27 protein-coding genes and 1 other annotated feature (1 of these 28 running past the window's edge) are annotated in these 26,391 nt (G+C 35.7%); of the genes, 24 read left to right on the top strand and 3 right to left on the bottom strand.

The annotated features are described in order from the left end of the window. Window positions 1-57 precede the first annotated feature (57 nt). From Ana3638_RS24410 to Ana3638_RS24370, 9 genes are all read left to right on the top strand, one after another. Window positions 58-816: an endonuclease/exonuclease/phosphatase family protein gene (locus Ana3638_RS24410; protein ID WP_161840350.1), complete on the top strand. Its 759-nt coding sequence runs from the start codon at window positions 58-60 to the stop codon at window positions 814-816. A 176-nt stretch (window positions 817-992) separates the two neighbouring features. Further along, a complete protein-coding gene (locus Ana3638_RS24405) occupies window positions 993-1,340 on the top strand; it encodes a VOC family protein (protein ID WP_161840349.1) in 348 nt (115 codons plus the stop codon). Window positions 1,341-1,409: 69 nt separating this feature from the next. Further along, complete coding sequence (locus tag Ana3638_RS24400; RefSeq protein ID WP_161840348.1) at window positions 1,410-1,949, top strand: GNAT family N-acetyltransferase; 540 nt, start codon at window positions 1,410-1,412, stop codon at window positions 1,947-1,949. Between the two features lie 52 nt (window positions 1,950-2,001). Further along, window positions 2,002-2,850, top strand: coding sequence for an EFR1 family ferrodoxin (locus Ana3638_RS24395; RefSeq protein ID WP_202621669.1), 849 nt, complete (start codon window positions 2,002-2,004; stop codon window positions 2,848-2,850). Window positions 2,851-2,904: 54 nt separating this feature from the next. Further along, entirely contained in the window at window positions 2,905-3,627 is a 723-nt protein-coding gene (locus Ana3638_RS24390; protein ID WP_161840346.1) for a phosphatase, read from the top strand. A gap of 84 nt (window positions 3,628-3,711) precedes the next feature. After that, on the top strand, window positions 3,712-4,389 hold the full coding sequence (locus tag Ana3638_RS24385; protein ID WP_161840345.1) for a response regulator transcription factor: 678 nt from the start codon (window positions 3,712-3,714) through the stop codon (window positions 4,387-4,389). A gap of 9 nt (window positions 4,390-4,398) precedes the next feature. Further along, complete coding sequence (locus Ana3638_RS24380; protein ID WP_246240612.1) at window positions 4,399-5,418, top strand: sensor histidine kinase; 1,020 nt, start codon at window positions 4,399-4,401, stop codon at window positions 5,416-5,418. A 165-nt stretch (window positions 5,419-5,583) separates the two neighbouring features. Further along, the gene (locus tag Ana3638_RS24375; RefSeq protein WP_161840344.1) at window positions 5,584-6,264 is read left to right on the top strand and encodes an ABC transporter ATP-binding protein; all 681 of its coding nucleotides are present in this window, start codon (window positions 5,584-5,586) and stop codon (window positions 6,262-6,264) included. Next, window positions 6,261-8,849: an ABC transporter permease gene (locus Ana3638_RS24370; protein ID WP_161840343.1), complete on the top strand. Its 2,589-nt coding sequence runs from the start codon at window positions 6,261-6,263 to the stop codon at window positions 8,847-8,849. Before Ana3638_RS24375 ends, Ana3638_RS24370 begins: the two co-directional genes overlap by 4 nt. Before the next feature lie 211 nt (window positions 8,850-9,060). Here Ana3638_RS24370 and Ana3638_RS24365 read toward each other — a convergent pair whose 3' ends face one another. Then, window positions 9,061-9,651 (bottom strand): TetR/AcrR family transcriptional regulator, encoded by a 591-nt coding sequence (locus Ana3638_RS24365; RefSeq protein WP_161840342.1) that lies wholly within the window; start codon window positions 9,649-9,651, stop codon window positions 9,061-9,063. A gap of 325 nt (window positions 9,652-9,976) precedes the next feature. Here Ana3638_RS24365 and Ana3638_RS24360 point away from each other — a divergent pair, with 325 nt between their 5' ends. Together Ana3638_RS24360 and Ana3638_RS24355 are read left to right on the top strand one after the other, a co-directional pair. Then, entirely contained in the window at window positions 9,977-10,705 is a 729-nt protein-coding gene (locus Ana3638_RS24360) for an ABC transporter ATP-binding protein (RefSeq protein WP_161840341.1), read from the top strand. After that, a complete protein-coding gene (locus Ana3638_RS24355) occupies window positions 10,699-11,709 on the top strand; it encodes an ABC transporter permease (RefSeq protein ID WP_161840340.1) in 1,011 nt (336 codons plus the stop codon). The genes Ana3638_RS24360 and Ana3638_RS24355 overlap by 7 nt, the downstream gene beginning before the upstream one ends. A 143-nt stretch (window positions 11,710-11,852) precedes the next feature. Here the strand turns inward: Ana3638_RS24355 and Ana3638_RS24780 are convergent, their stop codons facing one another. After that, a complete protein-coding gene (locus Ana3638_RS24780) occupies window positions 11,853-12,011 on the bottom strand; it encodes a hypothetical protein (protein WP_202621540.1) in 159 nt (52 codons plus the stop codon). 256 nt (window positions 12,012-12,267) lie between these two features. Here Ana3638_RS24780 and Ana3638_RS24350 point away from each other — a divergent pair, with 256 nt between their 5' ends. From Ana3638_RS24350 to Ana3638_RS24315, 8 genes are all read left to right on the top strand, one after another. After that, on the top strand, window positions 12,268-12,573 hold the full coding sequence (locus Ana3638_RS24350; RefSeq protein WP_161840339.1) for a helix-turn-helix domain-containing protein: 306 nt from the start codon (window positions 12,268-12,270) through the stop codon (window positions 12,571-12,573). 124 nt (window positions 12,574-12,697) lie between these two features. Beyond that, entirely contained in the window at window positions 12,698-13,279 is a 582-nt protein-coding gene (gene clpP / locus Ana3638_RS24345; protein ID WP_161840338.1) for an ATP-dependent Clp endopeptidase proteolytic subunit ClpP, read from the top strand. Window positions 13,280-13,525: 246 nt separating this feature from the next. Next, entirely contained in the window at window positions 13,526-13,900 is a 375-nt protein-coding gene (locus Ana3638_RS24340; protein WP_161840337.1) for a DUF3783 domain-containing protein, read from the top strand. A gap of 92 nt (window positions 13,901-13,992) precedes the next feature. Then, complete coding sequence (locus Ana3638_RS24335; RefSeq protein ID WP_161840336.1) at window positions 13,993-14,535, top strand: NUDIX domain-containing protein; 543 nt, start codon at window positions 13,993-13,995, stop codon at window positions 14,533-14,535. 101 nt (window positions 14,536-14,636) lie between these two features. Further along, the gene (locus Ana3638_RS24330) at window positions 14,637-15,326 is read left to right on the top strand and encodes a response regulator transcription factor (protein WP_161840335.1); all 690 of its coding nucleotides are present in this window, start codon (window positions 14,637-14,639) and stop codon (window positions 15,324-15,326) included. 13 nt (window positions 15,327-15,339) lie between these two features. Beyond that, entirely contained in the window at window positions 15,340-16,341 is a 1,002-nt protein-coding gene (locus Ana3638_RS24325) for a sensor histidine kinase (protein ID WP_161840334.1), read from the top strand. Between the two features lie 391 nt (window positions 16,342-16,732). Then, window positions 16,733-17,416: an ABC transporter ATP-binding protein gene (locus tag Ana3638_RS24320; RefSeq protein WP_161840333.1), complete on the top strand. Its 684-nt coding sequence runs from the start codon at window positions 16,733-16,735 to the stop codon at window positions 17,414-17,416. Then, window positions 17,413-19,992, top strand: coding sequence for an ABC transporter permease (locus Ana3638_RS24315; protein ID WP_161840332.1), 2,580 nt, complete (start codon window positions 17,413-17,415; stop codon window positions 19,990-19,992). The genes Ana3638_RS24320 and Ana3638_RS24315 overlap by 4 nt, the downstream gene beginning before the upstream one ends. A 301-nt stretch (window positions 19,993-20,293) precedes the next feature. Here Ana3638_RS24315 and Ana3638_RS24775 read toward each other — a convergent pair whose 3' ends face one another. After that, entirely contained in the window at window positions 20,294-20,560 is a 267-nt protein-coding gene (locus tag Ana3638_RS24775; RefSeq protein WP_202621670.1) for a DUF6774 domain-containing protein, read from the bottom strand. 139 nt (window positions 20,561-20,699) lie between these two features. Between Ana3638_RS24775 and Ana3638_RS24310 the strand changes: the two genes are divergently transcribed. From Ana3638_RS24310 to Ana3638_RS24290, 5 genes are all read left to right on the top strand, one after another. Then, window positions 20,700-21,575: an AraC family transcriptional regulator gene (locus tag Ana3638_RS24310; protein WP_161840331.1), complete on the top strand. Its 876-nt coding sequence runs from the start codon at window positions 20,700-20,702 to the stop codon at window positions 21,573-21,575. Window positions 21,576-22,015: 440 nt separating this feature from the next. Next, complete coding sequence (locus Ana3638_RS24305; protein ID WP_161840330.1) at window positions 22,016-23,392, top strand: MFS transporter; 1,377 nt, start codon at window positions 22,016-22,018, stop codon at window positions 23,390-23,392. Window positions 23,393-23,657: 265 nt separating this feature from the next. Continuing rightward, entirely contained in the window at window positions 23,658-24,239 is a 582-nt protein-coding gene (locus tag Ana3638_RS24300; RefSeq protein ID WP_161840329.1) for an NUDIX hydrolase, read from the top strand. Window positions 24,240-24,499: 260 nt separating this feature from the next. Beyond that, window positions 24,500-25,672, top strand: a complete 1,173-nt coding sequence (locus tag Ana3638_RS24295; protein ID WP_161840328.1) for an MFS transporter — start codon at window positions 24,500-24,502, stop codon at window positions 25,670-25,672. A gap of 180 nt (window positions 25,673-25,852) precedes the next feature. After that, window positions 25,853-26,167: a rhodanese-like domain-containing protein gene (locus Ana3638_RS24290; protein ID WP_161840327.1), complete on the top strand. Its 315-nt coding sequence runs from the start codon at window positions 25,853-25,855 to the stop codon at window positions 26,165-26,167. Between the two features lie 116 nt (window positions 26,168-26,283). Further along, window positions 26,284-26,391 (top strand) — a binding site (T-box leader) (it continues 154 nt past the right edge of the window).

Raw genomic sequence — 26,391 nt, 5'->3', positions numbered from 1 at the left:
TTTAGTTTATTACATCATAATTATCTGAGAATATAATGCATAAAGGAGAAGAAAACAATGAAATTAGTTACCTTTAACATCCGCTGTGATTATGAACAGGACGGAGTCAACAACTTTAGTTTCAGAAAATCGTTGATTTCAGAGAAAATTAAAAAAGAAAATCCGGACATTATCTGCTTTCAAGAAGTATTACCCCATGTTGCAAAATGGCTGAAAGAAAGTTTTGCCGATTATTATGTGATTGGCTGCGGCAGAGATGAAAAGCTGGAAGATGAACAAACAAGCATAGTATTTAATAAAAGTAAATTTAATTTGCTGCATATGGAAGTATTCTGGCTGTCGGAAACTCCGAAAGTACCGGGTTCCCGTTACGAGAATCAAAGTATATGTCCAAGGGTATGCACAATGGCATTATTTCAGAATATGGTGACGAAAGAAATATTCCGTGTTTATAATACGCATTTGGATCATATCGGAAGTGAAGCAAGAAAGTCTGGCCTTGGTCAGATTTTAGAAAAGATGGAAAGGGAAGAAACCTTTATAACAGCACCGGCTATCTTAGTGGGTGACTTTAATGCTTTACCCGATTCTAAGGAGTTAAAACTTTTACATGACTATCCTCACCTGGTAGATTTAACAGCCGGTATAAAAGGCACTTTCCACGATTATGGACGGTTAAAAGAAGCAGAAAAAATAGATTATATCATTGCTCAGGATAATTTCCACTGTAATCACATCGGTGTATGGACAGATTGCAAAGACGGGGTATATCTATCCGATCATTATCCGGTATGCGCAGATATAAATATACTATAATTTAAGCGGCTGTTGCAAAAATTAAATTGCAGCAGCTTTTCATAATTTCATAAAAATTTTTATATTTATCTTGCGGTTCCTGCAGATATCTATTATATTTAAAATAAATTGGTAAGTTTTGTATTTGATCAATGAATCTAAAAGTAAAGTTAAAATCCATTAGAAGGGAGTATTATATGATTTTTGCGGAAGTTTGTTTATTAACGAAAAATGTACCAGGGTTATCTGAATTTTATAAGGCAGTATTAAAAACAACATCGGATTGTGAGGATACGGTTCATCAGGCAATCCAGACAGACGGTGCTTTGCTTACAATTTATAATAATGGAGAAGTGTCAGAACATAAAAATGAAAATGTAGTAATCGCTTTTACCGTTGATGATGTGGATAAAGAATATGAAAGACTTACCGAACTGGGGATAAATATTCTGCAGCCGCCCACTACACAGCCATGGGGAGCCAGGAATATGCAATTTCTTGATCCGGACGGAAATCAGGTGGTCTTCAGAAGTTTTATGAATTAATCCTGAGAGAGTTTCCTGAAAGTTTCCTGTCAGCTAAGCTCAAACCGATTTATAGGGAAAGGACAGATAATGAATTTACAGATACAATTAGGTACGGAAAAAGATATAGAAGAGCTGTCACAGTTATATGATGATTTAAATGATTATTTAGAAGCCAATGTTAATTATCCGGGGTGGAGAAAGGGCATTTATCCTGTAAGGGAGAATGCGGTTAATGGTATAAACGGAAAACATCTATATGTGGCAAAATGCAACGAAAAGATTGTGGGTTCCATAATACTGAGTCATGAGCCTGAACCTGCTTATAATGAAGTGAAATGGGAAATCGAAGCGGATTATTCGGATGTTTTTGTTATACATACCTTAGTTGTTCATCCGGAGTATATAAATTGCGGAGTCGGGAGCAGTTTAATGGATTTTGCACAGCAATGTGGAAGAAAAAATCACATAAAATCAATTCGTTTAGATGTATTCGAAAAGAATAAACCAGCCATACATTTATATGAAAAAAGCGGCTATCGGTATATTGATACGGTGGATTTAGGGCTTGAGATGTATGGGCTAAAGTGGTTCAGATTATATGAAAAAATAATTACGGAGATTTTATAAGTTTAACGAATCAATGGGGTATTATTATGAAAGATAAAAATACAAATATAAAATTGTATATTACTCCGGCACCGGCGGAACCAAAAGGGTTGCAGAGTGTTTTGATAAAAGATTAAAAGAAAAAGGCTGTAAAGGAAGTATGGAAAGGATAGCTGCCGGGGAATGCAATAGTTCTGAAGATTATGAACTTCTTTTTCTTATCTTTCCTGTACATGCTTTTAATGCTCCGGAAGCAGTTTATAAGCGTATTGAATTATCACATACAGTGAAGAACAGGAAAGCAGTGGTTATCTCAGTTTCCGGCGGCGGGGAAGTTTTTCCGAACAGGGCATGCAGACAGAGCAGCATCAGACGCCTAACGAAAAAAGGTTATCATGTCGTATATGAAAATATGATTGTGATGCCCTCCAATTGGATAGTGGAAACGAAAGAACCTTTATCTGTTATGCTTTTACAGGTATTGCCGGATAAAGTCAGCAACATGGTGGATGCAGTATTAAGTGGTGTTAAGAGAAGAACCAGACCTTTTGTTTTAGATAGAATTTTCTCATCTATCGGTGAATTGGAAAAAAAAACAGCCGGATTCTGGGGGAACCGTATTAAAGTATCCGGAAGCTGTAATGGCTGCGGGTTATGCATCAGGTTATGCCCGTCAGGTAATATCACCATGAAGAAAGGGAAACCTGATTTTGGGCATAAGTGCCATTTATGCCTTAACTGTATTTATTCCTGCCCGGGAAATAATTTGACACCCGGTTTTGCAAAATTTATTATTATAAAACAGGGGTATAATCTGAATCATATAGAAAGTAAAGTTCCACTGAAAGAGCAAATTGATGTTGGAAATTTAGCAAAAGGTTATTTATTCAGTGGCGTAAAAAAATATCTGATGGAACCTTAACGTGAGTAAGGGATTGTAAAATTATCAATAAACAAAGAGAGGAATTATAGAATCATGCTAGAAGTAGAATTAGATGTTCATACCCATACACTTGCCAGCGGACATGCCTACGGAACAATCCGGGAAATGGCACAGGCAGCCGCTGAGAAAGGGCTGAAAATATTAGGCATAACGGAGCATGCAAAAGGGATACCCGGTACCTGTGATGACATTTACTTTCAAAATTTAAGAGTGGTACCCCGGAAAATGTATGGGATAGAACTACTGCTGGGTTCTGAAATTAATATTTTAGACTATGAGGGGAATTTAAGTCTTGCGGATGAAATAATCGATAAGCTGGATATTCGGATTGCCGGTATTCATTCTCTCTGTTATAAGGCAGGAACCATAGAGCAAAATACGGGTGCCGTATTAAAGGTTATTAAAAATCCAAGGATTGATATTATCAGCCATCCCGATGACGGTAAGTGTCCCCTTGCTTATGAACCGATTGTAAAAGCAGCAAAGGAGAACTCAGTTTTACTGGAATTAAATAATAATTCGCTGAATCCAATCAATAAACGGTTAAATGCCTGGAAAAATAATTTAACTATGTTAAGCTTATGTATGCAGTACGATGTTCCTATCCTAATCAGCAGCGATGCCCATGACCCGGCTGATATTGCCCGGTTTGATTTTGTAACAGAGGTCCTGAATGAAATACGGTTTCCGGAAAAATTAATTATTAATAGAAATGCCGAAGAATTTAAAAAGTTTTTATTACAGAGAAGACAATAAGGGATTAAAAACGGTGGACTCTTTAAAGGAGTCAAAAACTTCTTTAATTTGAAATTACAGAATTTGAAGAACAGGAGGAGTTCTATGTCAAATATATTAATTATAGAAGACGACGCCCCTTTAAGCAACGGAATAAAATTGGCATTACAACAGGATGATTTTCTATTCTCCCAGGCTTTTACCTTAGAATCGGCAAGAAAATTAATGGAAACAATTGAATTTGATTTATTGCTTTTGGATGCAAATCTCCCGGATGGGAATGGGTTTGACTTCTTAAAAGAGCTCCGCAAATCTTCAAAGATTCCTGTAATTATGCTTACCATACATGATATGGAGACTGATATTGTGACAGGATTAGAACTGGGTGCGAATGATTATGTCACCAAACCTTTCAGTTTGATGGTTCTTCGGGCCAGGGTGAATACACAGTTAAAAAATAATACCGGATTTTTAGAGCAGAAGACGATCATAGATGACTTTATGTTTGATTTTGATAAGATGGAATTTCGGAAAAATGGATTTATAATTGAGCTTAGTAAAACAGAACAGAAACTGTTAAAAATATTTGTGAATAATAAAGGTTATACTCTTACCAGGGAAATCCTTTTGGATAAAATCTGGTCGGAAGATGCTGCATTTGTAGATGAAAATGCGTTGTCCGTAACGGTAAAGCGATTGCGGGATAAGCTGGAAGATACACCCTCCAAACCCAAGTATATTAAAACAGTGTATGGAATTGGATATGTATGGACGTCAAGGTAAGAGGTAGCTATGAAAATTGAAATAACCCAATCCGGCTTTTTACTAATTTTGTTGCTGCTATTTTTTCTTTCGGCAGGAATTATCCTGATTTATCGTTCCAGAACAAAAAAAACAATGGATAAGCTGAATCAAATGTTAGATGCTGCAATTAACGGCAGTTTTACTGAAAACACATATGACGAGTCCAAATTATCCGCTCTTGAAGCGAAGTTAAACCGATATCTGTGCCTTTGTGCCGTTTCCTCTAAAAATCTGGCAGAAGAAAAAAATAAAATTAAATCTCTGATTTCTGATATTTCCCACCAGACAAAAACTCCCTTATCCAATATTCTATTATACACGGAATTACTGTTGGAAAAAGCAATACGGATAGAGAAATATAATAATTTGCAAGTGGAAGCAGGAGTGAAGGGAAAACCTGAAGCCGCAGGAACCAAACTAGAAGAAACAGTCTATGGGGAAATACCTGATTCCATAGATATAAACTGTGTGCGGCAAATATACGCGCAGGCAGAAAAACTTAATTTCCTAATCAGTGTTCTTGTAAAAACTTCAAGGTTAGAGACGGGGATTATATCCGTATCAACGATGAAAAATTCAATACAGGGACTGATAAAGGCTGCAGTCACTGATATATCTCAAAAAGCAGCCGGGAAAGATATCCATATAACAAGCTGTCACAAAGACGGTACCGCTAGTTTTGATATGAAATGGAGTACGGAAGCCATCTATAATATATTGGATAATGCCGTAAAATATATGAAACCGGGTGGAACTATTACAATTACTGCGATTCCTTATGAAATGTTTTACCGAATTGATATTACTGATACTGGTATCGGAATTGCGGAAGAGGAGCAAAACAAAATTTTTGCCAGGTTTTACCGTTCCAAAGAGGTAAACCAGTATGAAGGTGTTGGCATCGGTTTGTATTTGGCAAGAGAAATTATTTCATTACAAGGCGGTTATATAAAAGTTAAATCACGAATTGGGGAGGGCTCTACATTTTCCGTATTTTTACCGATCTAACCATCAGAAGTGAGACCGCCGCAGCTTAGGTGGAGGGCCTAAGAATATCCGCTTTGACCAGGAAATCTTTCAAAACTGTTAGATTATAGAAAGAAGTTAGAAAGAATGATAGGTTATAGTCTATGTATGGAAACAACCATATATAGACTTTTTTTGGAGGTAAACATGATTATTCTGGAAACGAAAAATTTAACCAAACATTATGGAAGCAGTGATTCCGTTCTTGTTAAGGCTTTAGATGGTGTGAATCTTAAGATAGAGAACGGCGAATTCGTAGCTATAGTAGGAACGTCCGGCAGCGGTAAATCCACCTTATTACATATGCTGGGAGGTCTTGACCGGCCTACGTCAGGCAGCGTAATGGTGGATGGCAAGGATATTTTTTCATTAAAAGAGGAAGCGCTTACTATATTTCGAAGAAGAAAAATCGGTTTTGTGTTTCAAAATTATAATCTGGTACCGGTACTTAATGTTTATGAAAATATTGTTTTACCCATAGAATTGGATGGCAATCCGGTGGATAAAAATTATGTGGAACAGATTATTGATACTTTGGGTCTTAAGAGTAAATTAAATAATCTGCCCAATAACCTGTCCGGAGGGCAGCAGCAGAGAGTTGCCATGGCGAGGGCCCTTGCTGCAAAACCTGCTATTCTTCTTGCGGATGAACCTACCGGGAATCTAGACAGCAAAACCAGCCTGGATGTTATGGGTTTATTAAAAGTAACCGGTCAGCAGTTTAAACAGACTATTGTTATGATTACTCATAATGAAGAAATTGCCCAAATGGCTGACCGAATTATCCGTATTGAGGACGGCAGGATAACAGGCGGTGAAACCTTATGATTAAAGTTGCAAATAAAAAAGTAATCTACAGGCTTTCTTTTCGCAGCTTTAAGGCGAATCGAATAAGAAATATTGTAGCTATTCTTGCTATTATACTAACCACCTTATTATTTACCTCCTTGTTTACAGTCGCTGTTTCTATGAATTACTCCATCCAGCAGCAATATATGCGTATGGCTGGAGGAAGTGCCCATGGAAGTTTTAAATATTTGAACAAGGAACAGGCTGACCGGCTAAAAGCAGATCCTCTTATTAAAGAATATGGTATGAGCCTTATGCTATCAATGCCTGAGGAGGCTCCCTTCAACAAACATCATACCGAGATACGTTATTCAGACAAGAATGAAGCTAAGCTTTATTTCAGCTATCCTACCACAGGTAAAATGCCGGAAGATAAGATGGAACTGGCAACGGATACGGCGGTCCTTGATCTTTTAGGTATTCCTCATAAAATCGGTGAAAAAGTAAACCTTACGTTTCCGGTGGGAGAAAGGACGGTAACCGATACTTTTACTTTATGCGGATTCTGGCAGACAGATGAAGCTTCTTTGGCAAGTCAGATTTGGTTGTCAGAAAGTTATGTAGAGGGACAATTAAAAGACTATAAACCGCGTGCATCTGGTTACGAATCGATTGGAACCTGGAATCTGGATGTTATGTTTGCAAACAGCAGAAATATTGAAGCGAATCTTCGTAAGATAACGGAGGAGAATGGTTATAACTTTGTGGATCAAAGTGCATCCAATTACCTTGCGACAGGTGTTAACTGGGCGTATACTTCCACTCATTTGAACAAGGAAGATACTATTATGATGGTAGCGGCCATCACAGCAGTGATACTGTTAATTATTTTTACCGGATATCTGATTATTTATAATATTTTCCAGATATCAGTATCCGGAGATATCCGTTTTTACGGGCTTTTGAAGACAATTGGAACAACTCCAAAACAAATCAAACGTCTCGTGAGAAATCAGGCTTTTTTCCTGTCATGTTTTGGGATACCTGTAGGCCTGCTAACCGGTTTTATCATAGGTAATAAACTGACTCCGGTTATTATGAATATTATGACGAATAAGCGGAGCTTTACGGCTTATAATCCTTGGATCTTTATAGGAGCCGCTCTGTTTTCTGTTATTACAGTAGGTATCAGCTGCAATAAACCGGGGATTTTGGCTTCCAGGGTTTCGCCCATTGAAGCAGTACGTTATACGGAAAGGGCTAACGGTAAGAAACAATATAAAAATTCCAGAAACGGTGGGAAAGTATATAATATGGCTTTGGCAAATTTGGCCTTAAGCAGAAAGAAAACAGTTCTGGTAATCATCTCCTTGTCCTTAAGCGTAATACTTTTAAATTGTACTTATACCTTTACCAAAGGTTTTGATATGGATAAGTTCTTAGATAAATTTGTTATAACCGATTTTATTGTAGGGCATTCGGATTATTTCCAATGCCGTTTCGGCTCAGAAGATCAAAAAGTAACGGACAGTATGATAAATGCCATTAATGCCCAGACAGGAATTACCGAATCGGGACGGGTATATGGGAGTACATTTATTAGTAATACATCTTTGGAAGAAAATGATTTTAAGCAGTTCTTCGGCTGGTACCCGAAAGAAGCTATGGAATCCAGCCTGAAAGATAAAGATGAAAACGGTAAAATTAGTACAGATGTGGATTTATACGGACTTGAAGATCTTCCGATGAAGCAGCTTACGCTTTTAAAAGGCAAGTTGGATAGAGAGAAAATGAAAAGCGGCCATTATCTTGCACTGGTTGTTTTTCCCGATGATTATGGTAAGCCGAATCTACAAGATGCCATTTATGATGTTGGAGAAAAAGTTAAAATTCATTATTGTACGGATTATAAGTACAGTGAAGATGGCAAATTAACAGAATATAATGGATGGGATGAGGAATATGAAGTGATAGCGGTTGTTATGATGCCTCATAATATGTCATTACGTGCCTATGGGGATGTGCCGTTTATCACTTCAGCCAAAACTTTTATAAAAGATACCGGCACGGAAAATACAATGATCTATATGTATAACGTGGATAAGGAACATACGAAGCAGATGGAAAATTTTATTAAGGATTATACGGACAAACAGGAACCGGATATGAATTATGAATCAAAAGCATCCTATGTTAACCAATTCAGTACTTTCCGTAATATGTTTTTATTAGTTGGGAGTATCTTAAGTTTTATTGTGGGCATTGTAGGAATACTGAATTTTATAAATGCTGTCCTTACCAGTATTATGACAAGACGCAGAGAATTTGCAATGTTGCAAAGTATTGGAATGACAGGAAAGCAGCTTAAGAAAATGCTGTTGTTTGAGGGGTTGTTTTACAGTATTGTTTCTATACTTGTATCACTGGTCATCAGTGTTTTAATCGGATATATTGCTTTAAAACCAATTGAAAATATTATGTGGTTTTTTACTTTCCGTCTGAATATTATGCCAATTGTTATATTATTACCAGTTTTTCTGGTCATAGGTATTATCATACCTCTTTTATCCTATCGTATGACAAACCGTAAAAGTATTGTAGAAAGGCTCAGAGAAGCAGAATAAATAAGGATAAAGGCCGGTAAAATCATTAAGTTGTAAAGTAACACTTAAATCTGCAGGTATATTTCTAGATATTTATACTTAGTGCGCGGATAGTGGTTTGTTCTTTCTTGCCGCTATCCGCGTCTATATAATATAAAATATCTGTGATATATAGCTTTATATTCTATCACTGGATGCTCTTTAAGATTTCAGCCGCACCTGGTACGTATTTTTATAGCTTCATATATTTTAGAAATTCTTTCTGGATTCCGTTCGTAGTTATGGAAAATAATAATTCCAGAAACCGTTCCAGAGGAATGTCTTTCCCGTTGGTATACCATTTTGAGATGGTACTTAACATGGCGGCACTTTGATATTCCATGGTGTATTTAATTTCCTGTATTTCTTCTTTCGTTAAATCAGGATAAAAAGAGATAAGTGGGGGATATAACTTCTTTAATAATTTCTGCCGGAAATAAGGATCTCCTTTTTCACTTAATAAAACCGGAAGATAATTCTTATTGTTTTCAAATAACTGTATCAATTGTTTCAATAAATCTTTCTTATCTTTATTATTTAAAAGCTGATCCAGAATAATACTTTTAAATTCATCCGCAGTAATAACCTGATTTTCTATCTCATCCAATATTTCATACACGTCTTTAAAATAAACATAAAATGTCGACCTGTTATACCCTGCCAGTGCGCAGACTTCAGTAACAGTAATTTTTTCAATCGTTTTTTTGCAATATAATTGCCAAAATGCATCAATCAGGTTATGTCTTGTAATTTGCGTTGCTAAAGTCAAGGAATTGCCATTCATTGGTTTTTCTCCTAAAGAAGTAATTAAGTTATTATAAAACGACATTCGGATACATGCAAGAGAAACCTAATAATTAAAATCACAGAAAATCCGACACATATGAGATTAGTGTTGATTGAAATTCGTATAAATTATCTTTAAAATAGATGATAAAGAACAGAGTGATTTCTTGTTCCGAGGTATTTTAGTGTACGAATTATTTAAACTAAGTATTTATAAAAATATTTATTAAAGAATTGAAAAAATATTAAGTTTAATCCTAAGATTTAAAGGATTAGTTATATAAAACTTAACCGTTTTTAGTAGGATGACAGGAGGTTTTTATATGAAGATAGAAGTGAATCAGGTCAGTAAATCTTTTCAGAAACATCAGGTTTTAGGTGATATAACGTTGACGATTGACTCCGGGCAGATTGTCTGTCTGCTGGGAGCTTCCGGATCGGGTAAGACTACCCTGCTGCGTATTATAATGGGAGCGATTCCGGCAGATAAAGGAGGGGTAAATATTGATGGAAAATCTATGCCGGATAGAAAACTACTCCAAGCCATAGGATTTATGCCTCAAAATGATGCATTATATGAGGAATTATCTGCCTGGGATAATCTTAAGTTTTTTGCAGGTTTGCAAAAAGTAAAAAGAGCTGAATTTCTGAAAAATGCCGAACAGATTTTAAGTATTGTTGGTTTAAGCAATGAGAAAAATAAATTGATACGGAATTACTCGGGAGGGATGAAAAAGAGAATCTCACTCGCGGTAGCACTTATTCACCAACCGGATATTTTGCTTCTGGATGAACCAACAGTAGGAATAGACCCGGTATTACGAAAGCAAATATGGAATTATTTAAAAAAGTTAAAAGAGCAGGGAAAAACAATAGTGGTCACTACCCATGTTATGGATGAAGTGATGGAATGTGATAATGCGGCATTATTAAGGAATGGACATATTATCGCTTCGGACACAATAGATCATCTGATTGACAGCACTCCTAACGGCAAAATAGAAGAATTGTTTTTCATGGATGAAAAAACAGGGGAGGAATCATTATGTTAAGTATTTGGAAACGTATTATATATCAAATCAGAAATGACAAAAGGTCTTTAGGATTATTATTATTTGCTCCTTTATTAGTACTGACCCTCCTGTATTTTATTTTAGGTGATTCTGATTATGTACCGAAGATTGCAGTTTATGATATGGATCAAACCTATATCATAGAATTGGAACAAAACGCTGAGGTAACTATAGTCGATGAAAAACCGGATGTACGGAATTACCTGGAAGAGGCGGGAGCAGATGCTTTCTTATGGAAAGATACTTCAGGTCTGCATATCACTTTATTAGAAAAAAACTCAAAGTCAGCGGCAGCCATACAGGCCATACAGAAGACGAACCAGGTTTTTAATAAAGGCCAGACTGTACCGGATATATCCTATATCTACGAGACGAATGAAAACAATCAGCTGGATTCCTTAAGTTATGTATTTTTGGGTGTCCTTTCCTTTTTCTTTGTATTTATCTTATCCGGAATGTCTTTTGTCAGGGAACGTTTTGGACAGACTTTAGAGAGAATGCTTATGACCCCCATCAGCCGTTTTGCAGTAATCGGAGGATATACCTTAGGGTACGGAGTATTATCAGCCATACAGAGTATTTTAATTATTCTCTTTTCCGTTTATGTATTAAAGCTGCAGGTGGAGGGTTCCATCCTGTTATGTATCCTGGTTATGATTTTAATGTCATTTTCAGCCGTATCCATCGGTGCTTTAGCTTCCATATTTTCTAATAATGAATTACAGATGGTGCAGTTTATACCGATTGTTTTAATTCCGCAGATTTTTTATTCGGGACTGATACCCCTTGATACGATTCCCTTTGGATTAGGTAAATTGTGTTATCTGATCCCTGTTTATTATGGCTGTACTTCCCTGGAAAAGATAATGATACAGGGAAAAGGTTTCTTGGAAATTTTGCCGTGGGTAGCCGGATCCATCCTATACATTGCTGCATTATTTGCTATTAATGTGTTAGCATTAAAAAAATACAGGAGATTATAAAGCTTCTTTTAGACATAATGGAAACCTCCAAACTGAGTGATTTTTTATTAAATCAGATTGGAGGTTTCTAAAAAATTAGAGATACTTGCTAGTATTTATATTAGTTCTTTGGTCAAATAGGCGAGACTAGTACTTTTTGATATTTAACTTTCTTTCTTATTCCCATCTTTATTTTGATAAGCAATTAAAACAATATTTTTATTCGTATCAGCGCACATGTTTTTCTCTAATTCGGAGATTTGTTTTAATGCGGAATCATTAATATTCGCTATTTCATAATCAGTAAAATGGCCTGTTTCCATTCTGACACATCCTTTCCCATTATATTTGCAGATTTCTAAACGGTAGTATGAGTGAAAAATAATCTATTTATTCTAAAAAAAGATATAAATATAAAAGAATTATAAAATAGCACTTTTTATTAAGAGAATGAAAGATTTTTCTGATATAATGATAAAAACAAATCCACGGGAGGTGTTAGTGAGAAAATTAAAAGCATTTTCACTTTCTAATTTGGCAGTTTCGCAGGTAAACTTGTAAAATGCATGGGGGTATAGGATGAAGGATACGGCAAATATAATTTTACGTACCATAAATTTCATGGAAGAGCATCTTAAAGACGATTTAAAGCTTAATGATATTGCTAAGTTCACTGGATATTCGAAGTATCACTTAAATAGAATCTTTACAGAAACAGTCGGATGTACTATGCATAAGTATATACAAAAGCGCCGTTTAACAGAAGCCGCTAAACAGCTTGTTTATACGAATATCCCTATTATTGAGATTGCCCTGGAAGCCAAATATGATTCCCAGCAGGCATTTACACTGGCTTTCAGGCAGGTATATTTACAAACCCCCTGAATTACAGGGCAAATGGAATATTTGTACCCTTACAGACGCAATACGGCATTCTTCCTAGCGGACAGAAAAGTTGCGTTAGTACGGTATTTTATCTTAATAATTACACGAAAAAGGAGATGGCAGCATGAGTCTAGTTCCATATGTAGTTGAACAAACCAGCAGAGGAGAGAGAAGTTATGATATCTACTCCAGGCTTTTAAGTGACCGTATTATATTTTTAGGGGAAGAAGTAAACGATAATTCAGCAAGCTTAGTGGTAGCCCAGTTATTATTTTTGGAAGCCCAGGATCCAAACAAGGATATATCTCTGTATATCAACAGCCCGGGTGGTTCTGTCCCGGCAGGTTTGGCAATTTATGACACCATGAAATATATTAAATGTGATGTGTCCACCATATGCATCGGAATGGCTGCCAGTATGGGAGCTTTCCTGTTAGCAGGAGGGACCAAGGGAAAAAGATTTGCTCTGCCCAATGCGGAAATCATGATACATCAGCCCTCCGGAGGAGCGAAAGGTACGGCTAGTGATATTCGGATTGCAGCGGAATATGTTCTGAACAACAAAAGGAAATTAAACCGTATCCTTTCTGAAAATACAGGCAGAACATTAGAAGAAATTGAACGGGATACGGACAGGGATAATTTTAAAAGCGCGGAAGAAGCTTTGCATTATGGTTTGATAGATAAAGTAATTGCAAGACGTTAATCATCCCATAACTTTAAAAATAAAATTTGAAGTTTTATGTTAAACCAGGCATTCTGAAAGTTAATGAATTATAATAATTAACTTTCAGGGTGTTTTTTATTTACATACAGGTGGGCCACATTGAAATAATTTCCAGCGTATGCTACAATTGCTAATATTGAATGAAATCAATGAACATAGAAATAATGAAAATATTGATAAATTGGTTATAAAAAATAGCATAGAAGCTTTTTATAAGGAGGAATTATGGAACAACCTAAGATATTACTTTACAATTTGGCAAATGTTAAGGGAAATAAGATTGAGAAGCTTTGCAGCAGATTAAATATAATAGTGAAACATGTTGCGGTTTCCGAATACAAGGAAGCGATAGGTTTTTTGACCGGATTACCGGATATTTCATCAAAAGGAGAGATTTTTACAGATGACCCTTTTATGGATGAAATGCTGGTAATGAGTGAATTTTCGGAAACTCTTCTTAATACCTTTTTAAAAGAGTTTAAAATACAGCATATTGAACCGGTTTTTCTAAAAGCAATCGTAACCTCGCAAAATAAAACATGGGATTCCTTAGAGTTAAATAAAGAACTGAACAGGGAAAGGCAGGCTTTTGGTAAATAACTAACAAGTGCAAACTCTCTTTCGTGGAAAATATTGGTTTGTTTAATTGTTGCAAATGGTTTTATAAAAAAATATAAGGGCAGGTTACTAAAATGTATTATACAGCAGGCGAAAATGCTTCGGATTATATCGGAATTCTGGATAGAAAAAATTATGATAAAAAATGGGACAGGATTACCAGGGTAGCAATAAGGGGAATAATTGAGTCAGATGGGAAAATTGCCCTGATCCACAGCGGGAAAAATGGTGAATATAAATTTCCCGGAGGAGGAATGGAAGCGGGGGAAAGCAGGGAGGAAACTCTGATTCGGGAAGTTTTGGAGGAGACAGGATTAATGGTTGTCCCTGAAACCATAAAGTATTACGGTAAATTTAAGGAGATAAAAAAAGATAATGAGCAATGTAAAATATTTGAACAGTTATCCTATTACTATTATTGCGACATACTTCCGGAAAAAGGGGAACGAAAACTGGATGATTATGAGGAAGAATATGGGTATGAATTAAAATGGACAACATTGGAGGAAGCGATTGAAAATAACACCATAATTAACCATTCCGAACATACTCCCTGGATATTTCGGGATACACTGGTAATGGACCGGCTAAAAGAACAAAAGGATATGCAAAGTTAGATTCTAATTTTTGACTACATAATTTGAATAACCGGATTGACTAAAAAGGTAAATGGATGTCTGATATTAGGTGGGATTAAGGACGAGGAGCTGGGATATCAATGAAAATATTACTTGTAGAAGATGATAAAACCATAGCAGAAGGGCTGGAATATTCGCTGACCAGTGAAGGATTTGAAGTCACCTTATGTGAAAATAAAAAGGAAGCGGATAAAAAATCAGGTGAAAACTTTGACCTATACCTTCTGGATTTATCCTTACCGGACGGGAGCGGTTATGAAATTTGCAGAAATATAAAAGAAAAGCAGTATGCTCCCGTTATATTTTTAACTGCCTGTGATGATGAGGTAAATGTTGTTATGGGACTGGACATGGGAGCTGATGATTATATTACCAAACCCTTTCGGATCAGGGAATTGATAAGCAGGATAAAAGCTGCATTAAGACATTATCAGAAGCTGGATAATGTGATGGATGTTTACCGCTTGGAAAATATTCTGATTAATACGAAACAGGCTAAAGTGTACCGGAACGGAGAGGAAGTATTCCTAACTTCTTTAGAATACCGCCTGCTCCTGGTATTATTAAATAATATGGGACAGGTACTCAGCAGAAATCAATTACTGGAGGGCATTTGGGATATTGACGGAGACTTTATTAATGATAATACACTGTCTGTTTATATCAAACGCTTACGTGACAAATTAGAAGAGGATAGTCAGAATCCCAAAATAATAGTTACGGTACGGGGTTTGGGATACCGGATGGGGAATACACGGAAAGAAGCTTAGAGCGGGAACTACTATGTTAAGAAATAAAGAAATTAAAATTTTATATCTCTTTTGCGGGTTTGTCGGAGTAATCAGCGTAGCAGCTGTTAGTTATATTAATCTTACAGCAGGTATTCTTACATTTATTTCATTGATATCTATTTTTATTGCATTTTTTCTTTTTACCCGGAGACGGTATGAGAATATCAGAAAGTTATCCAAGTATCTTGCATCCGTCTATACAGGACAGAAGCAGATGGACATCCGTGATAATGTTGAGGGTGAATTAAGCATTCTTAAAAATGATATCTATAAGGTTACTTTAACTTTATATGAACAATCAGAATTATTGAAAAAAGATAAGATATATTTATCGGAAACCCTATCCAACATATCTCATCAGTTAAAAACTCCGTTAACCTCCATGTTTGTGATGACGGATCTATTAAGCGATCCGAATTTACCTGAGGAAAAAAAGGAAGAATTTTTAAGTAAGATAACAAATCAGCTTAAACGTATCGAGTGGTTAGTAACGTCTTTATTAAAGCTGTCTAAAATCGATGCTCAGACTGTTACATTTAAACGGGATAATATCCAGGTTCGCAGGCTGATTGATAAAGCGGTTGAACCTCTCTTAATACCGGTAGAATTAAAAGAACAAAATCTTATTGTAAACTGCAGTGAGGATATATTTATTGAGGGTGATTTTAACTGGACTACTGAGGCTATCCTCAATATAATTAAGAATTGTATTGAACATACGGATAGGGGAGGTTCCATAGAAATAACCTGCCTGCAAAACCCTTTATATACGGAAATCGACATAACAGATAATGGAGAGGGGATAGCAGAGGAGGATAAACCTCATATTTTTGAGCGCTTTTATAAAGGAAAAAATGCCGGTACTGACAGTATTGGAATCGGACTGGCCATGTCTAAGAGTATTTTGAACAGTCAGAATGGAGATGTTGATTTGGATCCTAACCATAGGACCGGCACCCGATTTCGAATTAAATTTTACAGGCAGATTGTTTAAGTTAAGTGACTAAATTGTAAGATAAACGTCACCGGAGAGTCATGTCAGGCATATATACTCGGATTATGGTATTTGTTACTTAAAAAATAACCAACTTAAGATTCGAGTGTCAAAAGCCATACAACTTAAATTCGTCAATTTGCACATCTATACCTCTAAGGTAGTGGATACTGAATATAGTTCAATGAGCAGCTGTATGAAGTCGTTGGTACTCAGGTCCTGTAGTTTAGGACCTTATGTACCACTACGTACTTCATCCAAGCGAGAGTGTGCTGCGAATGAACTATATTCTGTATCACTTGATAATAAAATTGTGCAAATGGCGAACCATTAATTTAAACTTGGCTTTTGACACTTGAATCCTATTAATTAAATTAATCAGGAGGAATATATGCAAATTCTGAAAGTAGAAAACCTGTCAAAAATATATGGCAGCGGTGAAACAGCCGTAAAAGCACTGGATAATATATCATTTTCGGTTAATAAAGGTGAATTTCTCGCTATTGTAGGCCCTTCGGGTTCCGGAAAGTCAACATTGCTTCATATCCTGGGAGGAGTTGATATCCCAACAAAAGGTAAAGTTATTGTAGATAATACAGACGTATATGCCATGGATGAAACGGCTTTGGCAATCTTTCGGAGAAGACAGATCGGCCTTATTTATCAGTTTTATAATCTGATACCGGTACTTGATGTTACGGAGAATATTACACTTCCCCTTTTATTAGACGGGCGAAAAGTGGACCAGGACAATTTTAATAATATCATCAAAATATTAGGATTGGAAGAACGTCTTAACCATTTACCGAATCAGCTGTCCGGCGGTCAGCAGCAGCGTGTTTCCATCGGAAGGGCATTAATCGGAAGCCCGGCTATTATTTTGGCAGACGAACCTACCGGTAACCTGGATACGAAAAACAGTGGGGAAATCATCCGGCTGTTAAAGTACTTTCATGAAAATTACAACCAGACATTACTTGTGATTACACATGATGAAAGTATTGCTCTGCAGGCTGACCGTATTATTTCCATTGAGGACGGAAGAATCACCAGGGATGAGGTGATTCGAAGATGAATATCGTTAACAAACTGACACTAAAATACATGAAGAAAAATAAAAGCCGTACTCTGGTTACCATCATCGGTGTCATAATATCTGTTGCAATGATAGCTGCTTCTTCTACCATCGGAGCTTCTTTAATGGATATGTTAAAACGCAGTATTATTGTTCAAACGGGTAACTGGCAGTCTGTATGGGAGGAAGTGCCCGGTTCCGGTGTGGAAAAAATAACAGGATCTCCGGAAATAAAGAAAAGTCTTGTAAGCCATACGGCAGGTATTGGTGAGCTGCCGGGTTCGAAAAACAGCCAACGGCCATATATTTATATCTTAGAATATAATTCCTTTGACCTTTCCGCGATCACATTAAAAGAAGGACGTTTTCCCAAAAATGAAAATGAATTAGTGATAACGACTCAAATGTTAGAAACATCGGGTGTTACTTATCTTATTGGTGATAAAGTGAAGTTTACAATGGGCGGTCGGAATATCGTTGAAAATAATGTAAAAATTCCATTGGATAATACTTATTCCTTTACGAAAGGAGAAGAATTCACAAAAACTGGAGAAAAGGAGTATACCATAACCGGTATTGTGGATGCAAAAAACAAGGAAAACAGTTCAAGGGCAGCGTATGTTGCTTTTAGCGGTATCAGTGAGAATAATATAAAAAGTGAGGAATCTTATACCGTTTATGCAGGATTTAATAAATTAAATAAAAAGATATACAACAAGTCTGAAAAACTAAAAGAAGAAAGCAAAGCAGGAAAATTAGCTTATAATTCGGAGTTATTGCTTTATGCCGGAATAACGGACGATAAGGAATTTAATACTACTTTAACAATCGCTATCGGTATCGTGGGGAGTATTATATTATTGGGATCGGTATCTTTAATCTACAATGCTTTTGCCATATCCTTATCGGAACGCAGCAGAACACTAGGTATGTTGGCGAGTGTTGGTGCTACTAAGAGGCAAAAAAGAAATTCCGTATTTTTTGAAGGTTTCGTAATTGGCTGTATTTCAATACCAATTGGTCTGGTTAGCGGTTATCTCGGTATTGGCATCACATTTTGGTTAATTAGTCCGATTATGCAGAATTTATTTAATGTAACGGTTCCATTAAAATTGATAATTTCAACATATGGTTTTGTCGGGGCAGTTTTATTCTCTATTTTGCTTTTATTTATTTCAGCATGGTTTCCTGCGAAACGGGCCTCCAAAATCACCCCAATCGATGCCATACGGCAGACTTTGGATATTAGTATCAAGAAGAAAAATATTAAAACTTCAAAGCTTACCAGAATTATATTTGGATTTGAAGCAGAACTTGGGCTGAAAAATCTAAAGAGGAATAAACACCGTTATTATGCAACTTTATTTTCCATGATTATCAGTATCGTTTTATTCCTGACAGCATCTGCATTTTCTGTATTTTTAAAAGAATCCTTTGTTATGGCAAATGCTCCGATTAATTATGATGTTTCTGCATCCGTGAGCGGAGAAGATTCGGAGAAAATTCATAGATATACTGATGAACTAACCAATTTAAATCATATTAATAACGCTGTTGTAACAGAAAGTGTAAACGGCACAGCAGTTCTTAATGAAAGTATGGTTAGCAATGATATTAAGAGCAGACTGGAACCGGAAGACGGAAAGTATTCTCTGGATGTTCAGATAATATCCATGGATGATACCTCTTTAAGCCAATATGCAAAAGAAGCCGGCATAGATGAGGCTAAACTTAAGTCGAATGGAATGAAAGGAATTTTAATCAATACCTTTAATTTAAAAGAAAAGCATGAATATACAACCGTAACTCAGCTGAAGATAAAACCCGGTGATACAATTCCTCTTACTTACTATTATGACGAAGATAAAAAACTGGAAGGTCAAATCGGAATTGCAGCTATCACAGATAAAGTTCCTTTGATGTTGTATGGAAATCAGGAGTATATTGGGAATTTGACAATCCTTGTATCAAAGCAGGGTTTACAGTCCTATGTAAATCAAATGGAACAATCAGGTATGAAGCTTTACCCAAATATAAATGTTTATTATATCACAGACAAAGCTTCTGAACTCGAAAAAGAGATAGAAGCAGTAAAGAAGAATTATCCGGATTTATACAGCTACACTTTTAATGTGATAACACAAAGACAGAAACAGGAAAGATTGTCTTTGATTTTTTCCGTCTTTTTATATGGTTTTGTTATATTAATCGCTACAGTCTGTACGGCTAATATTATTAATACCATTTCAACAGGCATTAATATGAGAAAACGGGAATTTGCAATGTTAAAATCCTACGGAATAACTCCTGCCGGGTTTCAGAAAATGATACGCTATGAAAGTATATTTTACGGATTAAAAGCATTACTTTATGGTTTGCCGGTAAGTTTTATTGTTATTTATTTGGTCTATAAAGCTTTAAGCCGTAATTTTGATTTTATCTTTTTCCTACCCTGGGTGAATATATTAATTGCGATTATAAGTGTATTCTTAATTATCGGATTTACTATGATTTATGCGGTTAGGAAAACAAGTAAGGATAATATCATAGATGTTTTAAAAAATGAAAACCTTTAAAGGTATTCTTTGTTAAATTTATATATGTGTATTATAATATTTAAGGATATTTATATGTTAATTCAGGTATGTAAAGTAAGGTTCTATACTTACTTGTCAATCTTAGATTGTATAAATTTCACGATTGGAGGATTAGTTTATGATAAGAAAAGCAAATATAAATGATTGTAAGTTAATAACCGATTTAGCGTTACTCCTATGGCCTAATCATACCTGGACGGAATTAGAAGTAGAGATGACGATATAAAGATAGAAGTAAACCGGAAGAAATTTGTATACTGTGTTTCTCCCGGTTTCAATTTCATGAATCACAACAATTGGTATTTTTTGAATTGGTATTTGAATTCTTTTGATTTGTATACGTATTTTGATTCTGGCTTGAACACTGTTGATTATTTCCAGTATTAATCCGATCATTATTCAGTGCTTCCTGTGCGACAATCGTACCCAATGTGTCACCAAGCTGATTAAAGGCTGATGACAGTACTGAAATTTCATCTTGACTGCAGTTATTTGCTATGGCACAGGCAATCGCAGTAATCGTAGCAACAAGTTCGCATGACTGCATATTTTTCACCTCCATAAAATATATGCTGATACTAGGAAAGATTGCATACAGAATCATAGTTACAGAATCGATTTAATCCGGCACGAAAAATCGGGTACTTTAGAATTTCAAATGTTATCATTGGACTGGAGGCGAGATAATGGATTGGATAAAAAATTTAAATCAGGTGATAGATTATATTGAAAATAATCTGACCGGAGAAATAGTAAATGATGAGATAGTAAAATTAGCCGGCTGCTCCATTTATAATTTCCAAAGAATGTTTTCCTATATTGCTGATAAACCGCTTTCGGAGTATATTCGAAGCAGAAAACTGACTTTAGCAGCTTTTGACATCATTAACAGCCGGGAGAGAATAATCGATATTGCCCTCAAATACGGTTACGAGTCGCAGGATTCCTTTGCCCGTGCCTTTAAGCATTTTCATGGAGTATTGCCCTCCACAGCAAGAAATCAAACCGTACAGTTAAAATCCTGTCCAAAAATCTCTTTTCAGATTACGGTAAAAGGAGCCAATGATATGAATTATCAAATTGAACAATGGCCTGCATTTAAAATAGCAGGAATCAGAAAACACATAAGTACGGCGGATGCCTTTCAGATTATTCCGCAGATTTGGGATACGGCATGGAAAGACGGAACGATGAGTAAACTTTTAGAATTATTCCAGAAAGCGGATTACCGGCCTGCTGGTTTTATTGGTATGGCTATAGGGGGACAATGGGGGAATTCGGAGGAAATGGATTACTGTATCGGGGTTACTAATTATGTAGATCATCCTTCCTGTAACTATGTCCCGGTTCCGGAGGGTATGGAAGAATTGGATTTACCTCAGGCGACCTGGGTTATATTTAATGCAGACGGTGAACTTCCCGATGCAGTACAGAAAATCTACAAACAATTTTATACGGAATGGCTGCCGAATTCCGGTTATCAACTGGAGGACTTACCGGCTATAGAAACTTTTATGCAGGATAACAGACAGGAAGTATGGATAGCCGTAAAACAGAAGTAATGAAACTGTATGGAATAATTTTGATAAAATAAACTTGATTTTCACAATAAGTTGATGTTATATTAAATAATGTATTAATGGTGTATTATTTGAACAATTATGGAAAGGAAAGAAACACGTGAAACTTAATTCCGAAATAAAAGGATATAGAATTTATGTTTGCAGCGGTCTCACTTTTAACGGAACAAATTCCTTAAATTGGGTTACTGCGCCCTTTTTTAGGGAAGTTTAGTTGTTTCTTACCATAGAAATACTATAACATCCGGCAGTAACCTGTTTCCAATAGAAAGGAAGCAGGTTTTTTTATTTTCGCGAAAGCAAAGTGAGAATTGGTAAGCTTGCTTGCAATAATTTGAACGCGCACGCGAAATAAAAAGCCCTCAGGGCAGGATTCGGACTTATCCTTTTATTAAGTCTAATTCAAAACCGGAAAGGATAGTATGATGGAAAATAATATAAAAATTCAAGATAATGAGTTATATGAAATTCATAATAGAAACAATGAAATAGTAAAAGATAAAATAATAAAAAGTGAAACAATAAAAAATGTAGCCAGTGAAAATAAAAAAAACGAAATTAAAACACTTTATAGTATAGCTGTTGGCAGTGAGTTCACTGATAATAAGAAATCTACAAAGGAAGATACCCGTGGTTTAAGTCGTAATATTAAAACAGATTATATATATCGCTTTATTTCCAGCTTCAACCTGACCGGGGCAATATGGGTTTTATATTTGAGTTATAAAGGTATGTCTTTAGGTCAAATTGGCCTTCTGGAGGGATTTTTTCACATTATCAGTTTCTTTTTTGAAGTACCAACCGGGGCTATGGCTGATTTAGTAGGAAGAAAAAGAACCATAATATTTGGGAGACTTTCTGCAGTTCTATCCGGATTTCTTATGATAACAAGTAATCACTTCTGGGGTTACTGCTTAGCTTTTGCCTTTTCCGCTTTAAGCTATAATTTAAATTCAGGGTCCGAAGAGGCTCTCGTTTATGATAGTTTAAAAAAACTGAAAAGGGAAAAAGAGTTTTTAAAGATTAACGGCAGGTTAAATTTTATACAGGAAGCGGCAAGTGGTTTTGCCTCCTTTTTAGGCGGAATCATAGCTGAAATTTCTTATTTCTACGCATATACGGCAGGTATGATAATCAGTGTGACGGCATTATTTAACGGGAGTTTTTTTCACGAACCCAAAGCATTGCTTGATAGGGAAAATAGGGAGAAAAGTACGGTTAGGAAACATTTTATAACCTGCGTAGCTGTTTTTAAACAAAATAAACCAGTCAGACGTGTACTGATATTTTATCCGGTAGTAACTGCTTTTGCAACGGCAACATACTTTTATGGTCAACAGCATCTATATAATTTAGGATTAAATAAAATACAGATCTCTTTTGTTATATTACTTAGCGGTATTTTTGCGTCTTTTGGAGCATTATCCGCAGAAAAGTTCAGCCGTATGTTTGGCGAGAAAGAGAAATATATCGGTGCATCGGGATTAGCAGTTTTTATTGCAGCATTTGGATTAAATCATACATATATGGCAATTACCGCATTTTTAATCCAGAGTTTTTTTGGATCACTATTATATCCCATATCATCCAACGCATTAAATCAGTTAATACCGTCAGCGCAGAGAGCTACGATTATATCTGTGAGCAGCGTGATGTTTTCGGCTGCAATGATAGTTATTTTCCCTATTTGCGGTTTTATTGGAGATTATATCGGATTAGGAAAGGTATTTTATATCTTGGGTGTTTTGATTCTTATTTTCCAGATCTGGTTTATAGGTAAGTTAAAAGCAAAGGGTTAGATATTACGTTTACATTAATATCCTGATAATATGGTTAAATACTCACAAAATATTGATTTGATTATTGGTGATAAATGGATTATTATTAATAGGGATATACAATGAAATAGGATATCAATAGGAATGAACAAATAATATAACACTGTTTATTTAGTTTATAAGAAACAAAATATAGAATAAACAAAAGAATAAAAACAAAAGAATAAAAAAAGAATAAAAACAAAAGATTAGAAAAACAAAAGAATAGAAAATAGGGTGGATTAGGATGAAAAATAATTTCTACAAGCAAATAAAACAATATAACCCATGGAATGAGCAGGAGGAAAACGACCGAAAAATTATACTTAAATATGTGGATTTATTTGATAATATTTTTACAAGAGAGAACGAAATCGCCCATATAACGGGCTCCTCCTGGATAGTAAATCAGGATCGGTCGAAAGTCTTGATGATATACCACAATATATATGATAGCTGGGCCTGGACTGGAGGACATGCGGACGGAGAGACAGACCTGATATCCGTAGCACTTCGGGAAGCAAAAGAAGAGACGGGAATTATTAATATAAAACCTGTTCTGACAGATATTTACTCCCTGGAAATTCTTTGTGTTAATGGTCATGTCAAAAGGGAAAAATATGTTTCTTCCCATCTGCATCTGAACATTACGTATTTATTGGAGGCGGATGACAGCGAGATGTTACGGATAAAAGCAGATGAAAACAGCGGTGTGAAGTGGGTGGACAGAAAGGATGCTGTAAATCTGTCCAATGAAGTTTGGATGAGGGGAATATATAGTAAATTAAATGAGAAATTAGATAACTTAGTATATGAAAGCTTGATTTAAACTGGTTAACAAACGGCAGGTAGTTTATGAGTAGGAAACAAGATCTGGAATAACCAGGCATTATTTTAACATTAGGTATAAATTAATAGTTTTACCTAATCCGGAAATTTGAATTATAATTTGTGTTGAGAAAATGTATCAAAAGACATTTATTCATCTTAATATACTGAATTCGTATTCAGAGAGATTAATCAATAATTAGAATAATCCTGCTATATTTAAGTTAATAGCCGGTTAAATTGTAAAAGGGAGAAGTTTATATGGCAACAATATTATTAATTATCATCTATATTGCATTTATCAGTCTGGGATTACCGGATTCCCTGTTAGGATCGGCCTGGCCGGTTATGCATACGGAATTATCGGTTCCGGTATCTTTTGCCGGTATTATTACCATGATTATATCAGGGGGAACAATTATTTCTAGCTTCTTCAGTGAAAAAATAATCAGAAGATTGGGTACAGGTAAAGTTACTGCAATCAGTGTTTTTATGACAGGCTTTGCACTTCTTGGGTTTTATGCTATGCCCCATTTCATCTGGTTGTGTGTTTTTGCAATCCCGTTAGGGCTTGGAGCCGGTTCCGTTGATTCTGCCCTTAATAATTTTGTTGCATTACATTATAAAGCAAATCACATGAACTGGTTACATTGTTTCTGGGGAATCGGCGCAACTGCAGGTCCCTTTATCATGTCAATGTTTTTAACTAAAACCGGCGGTTGGAACAAAGGATATCTTACCGTATCCGTAATACAAATCATATTGGTCGTTTTATTATTTTTATCTTTACCTATATGGAAATCCTTTGAAACGAAAACGGAGCTAACACAGGAAGAGAAACAGAATGCAACCATACCTATGTTATTTGGGATGAAAGGAGCAAAAGCAGCTCTGTTATCGTTTTTTTGTTATTGCGCGGTGGAAACCACAACCGGTTTATGGGGAGGAACATTTCTTGTGCAACATTTAGGATTATCTGCTAATACTGCGGCAAAATGGGTATCCCTGTATTATTTAGGTATTACGGCAGGCAGATTTTTATCCGGTTTTCTTGCAATGAAAATGAACAATATATCATTAATACGATTAGGTCAGGCAATCTGTACTTTAGGTGGAATATCTTTGCTACTGCCTTTCTCAAAGTATTTTAGCTTAGCGGGATTTATTCTTATCGGATTAGGATGTGCTCCCATATATCCTGGTATGCTCCATGAGACGCCCAGAAGATTTGGTAAAGAAATATCCCAGGCGATTATGGGAATACAGATGGCTTTTGCTTATGTAGGAAGTACCTTTATGCCTCCCGCATTTGGATTTCTCTCGGAAGTTACGGGAATAATAATATTACCATTCTTTTTATTAATTTTTATTGTATTAATGATAATATCTTCTGAGATGATTAACCGTATAGCAGCGGAGCAGAAACTTTCGTAACCTGGTTACGGAAGTTGATTCATAATTACAATATAATTGCGGCATAATATAATTTATAAAAGGCGCTGTTAAATGCGTACATAGGATTATAGGAACTAAAAGGCGGTGTTTTTCCGCCGTACATCTGATGATAGGAACAGGTTTTTGTTCCTATCATATGACTTATTTAGGAGGTAATCTATGCTGGGATTATTAAAAAAAGTTTCGGGAAAAAACGTATCTGCAAATGAATTGGATAATTTAATCGGAAAGGCAGATATTATAGATATACGGGAGCCATATGAATATAAAACGGGAAGTATAAAAACGGCAAAAAATATTCCTATGGATAATCTAATTAATAACCCGAATCAATATTTGGATAAAGACAAAACATATTATATCATGTGTCAATCAGGAGTAAGAAGCAGTCAGACCTGTAAGTTTTTATCAAAGCAGGGATTTGATGTAATTAATGTAACAGGCGGTATCAGCTCGTATACCGGAAATAATTAGGTATGTCAGAACCGTTTAACGGTCTATGGAAGTCCAAATAAAGACATGTATCCACGTACAAATAAAAGGGATTGACAATGAAATCCAAAATGCTATAATGTAACTAACATTTACAGGCAAAAGCGTTGATGAGGAGGAGTACTTGCTTATCCGGATGCACAGAGAGAAGATGGCTGGTGAAAATCTTCGTAATGGAAGCAGGGAAGTAGCCTTTGAGCTTTGGA

This window comes from Anaerocolumna sedimenticola (assembly GCF_009931695.1).
GTDB lineage: Bacteria > Bacillota > Clostridia > Lachnospirales > Lachnospiraceae > Anaerocolumna > Anaerocolumna sedimenticola.
Note: the sequence above shows the minus strand (reverse complement) of the source record. Positions and strands in the feature narration are given on the sequence as shown.

What these genes read in the sequence shown, in the direction of transcription:
- Ana3638_RS24315 (WP_161840332.1), top strand. Translation starts at nt 17,413, where the DNA reads ATGAATATCGTTAACAAACTGACACTAAAATACATGAAGAAAAATAAA.
- Ana3638_RS24330 (WP_161840335.1), top strand. Translation starts at nt 14,637, where the DNA reads ATGAAAATATTACTTGTAGAAGATGATAAAACCATAGCAGAAGGGCTG.
- Ana3638_RS24380 (WP_246240612.1), top strand. Translation starts at nt 4,399, where the DNA reads ATGAAAATTGAAATAACCCAATCCGGCTTTTTACTAATTTTGTTGCTG.
- Ana3638_RS24305 (WP_161840330.1), top strand. Translation starts at nt 22,016, where the DNA reads ATGATGGAAAATAATATAAAAATTCAAGATAATGAGTTATATGAAATT.
- Ana3638_RS24780 (WP_202621540.1), bottom strand. Translation starts at nt 12,011, where the DNA reads ATGGAAACAGGCCATTTTACTGATTATGAAATAGCGAATATTAATGAT.
- Ana3638_RS24775 (WP_202621670.1), bottom strand. Translation starts at nt 20,560, where the DNA reads ATGCAGTCATGCGAACTTGTTGCTACGATTACTGCGATTGCCTGTGCC.
- Ana3638_RS24355 (WP_161840340.1), top strand. Translation starts at nt 10,699, where the DNA reads ATGTTAAGTATTTGGAAACGTATTATATATCAAATCAGAAATGACAAA.
- Ana3638_RS24290 (WP_161840327.1), top strand. Translation starts at nt 25,853, where the DNA reads ATGCTGGGATTATTAAAAAAAGTTTCGGGAAAAAACGTATCTGCAAAT.
- Ana3638_RS24390 (WP_161840346.1), top strand. Translation starts at nt 2,905, where the DNA reads ATGCTAGAAGTAGAATTAGATGTTCATACCCATACACTTGCCAGCGGA.
- Ana3638_RS24350 (WP_161840339.1), top strand. Translation starts at nt 12,268, where the DNA reads ATGAAGGATACGGCAAATATAATTTTACGTACCATAAATTTCATGGAA.
- Ana3638_RS24410 (WP_161840350.1), top strand. Translation starts at nt 58, where the DNA reads ATGAAATTAGTTACCTTTAACATCCGCTGTGATTATGAACAGGACGGA.
- Ana3638_RS24370 (WP_161840343.1), top strand. Translation starts at nt 6,261, where the DNA reads ATGATTAAAGTTGCAAATAAAAAAGTAATCTACAGGCTTTCTTTTCGC.
- Ana3638_RS24360 (WP_161840341.1), top strand. Translation starts at nt 9,977, where the DNA reads ATGAAGATAGAAGTGAATCAGGTCAGTAAATCTTTTCAGAAACATCAG.
- clpP (WP_161840338.1), top strand. Translation starts at nt 12,698, where the DNA reads ATGAGTCTAGTTCCATATGTAGTTGAACAAACCAGCAGAGGAGAGAGA.
- Ana3638_RS24310 (WP_161840331.1), top strand. Translation starts at nt 20,700, where the DNA reads ATGGATTGGATAAAAAATTTAAATCAGGTGATAGATTATATTGAAAAT.
- Ana3638_RS24375 (WP_161840344.1), top strand. Translation starts at nt 5,584, where the DNA reads ATGATTATTCTGGAAACGAAAAATTTAACCAAACATTATGGAAGCAGT.
- Ana3638_RS24325 (WP_161840334.1), top strand. Translation starts at nt 15,340, where the DNA reads ATGTTAAGAAATAAAGAAATTAAAATTTTATATCTCTTTTGCGGGTTT.
- Ana3638_RS24300 (WP_161840329.1), top strand. Translation starts at nt 23,658, where the DNA reads ATGAAAAATAATTTCTACAAGCAAATAAAACAATATAACCCATGGAAT.
- Ana3638_RS24340 (WP_161840337.1), top strand. Translation starts at nt 13,526, where the DNA reads ATGGAACAACCTAAGATATTACTTTACAATTTGGCAAATGTTAAGGGA.
- Ana3638_RS24405 (WP_161840349.1), top strand. Translation starts at nt 993, where the DNA reads ATGATTTTTGCGGAAGTTTGTTTATTAACGAAAAATGTACCAGGGTTA.
- Ana3638_RS24365 (WP_161840342.1), bottom strand. Translation starts at nt 9,651, where the DNA reads ATGAATGGCAATTCCTTGACTTTAGCAACGCAAATTACAAGACATAAC.
- Ana3638_RS24295 (WP_161840328.1), top strand. Translation starts at nt 24,500, where the DNA reads ATGGCAACAATATTATTAATTATCATCTATATTGCATTTATCAGTCTG.
- Ana3638_RS24400 (WP_161840348.1), top strand. Translation starts at nt 1,410, where the DNA reads ATGAATTTACAGATACAATTAGGTACGGAAAAAGATATAGAAGAGCTG.
- Ana3638_RS24385 (WP_161840345.1), top strand. Translation starts at nt 3,712, where the DNA reads ATGTCAAATATATTAATTATAGAAGACGACGCCCCTTTAAGCAACGGA.
- Ana3638_RS24335 (WP_161840336.1), top strand. Translation starts at nt 13,993, where the DNA reads ATGTATTATACAGCAGGCGAAAATGCTTCGGATTATATCGGAATTCTG.
- Ana3638_RS24320 (WP_161840333.1), top strand. Translation starts at nt 16,733, where the DNA reads ATGCAAATTCTGAAAGTAGAAAACCTGTCAAAAATATATGGCAGCGGT.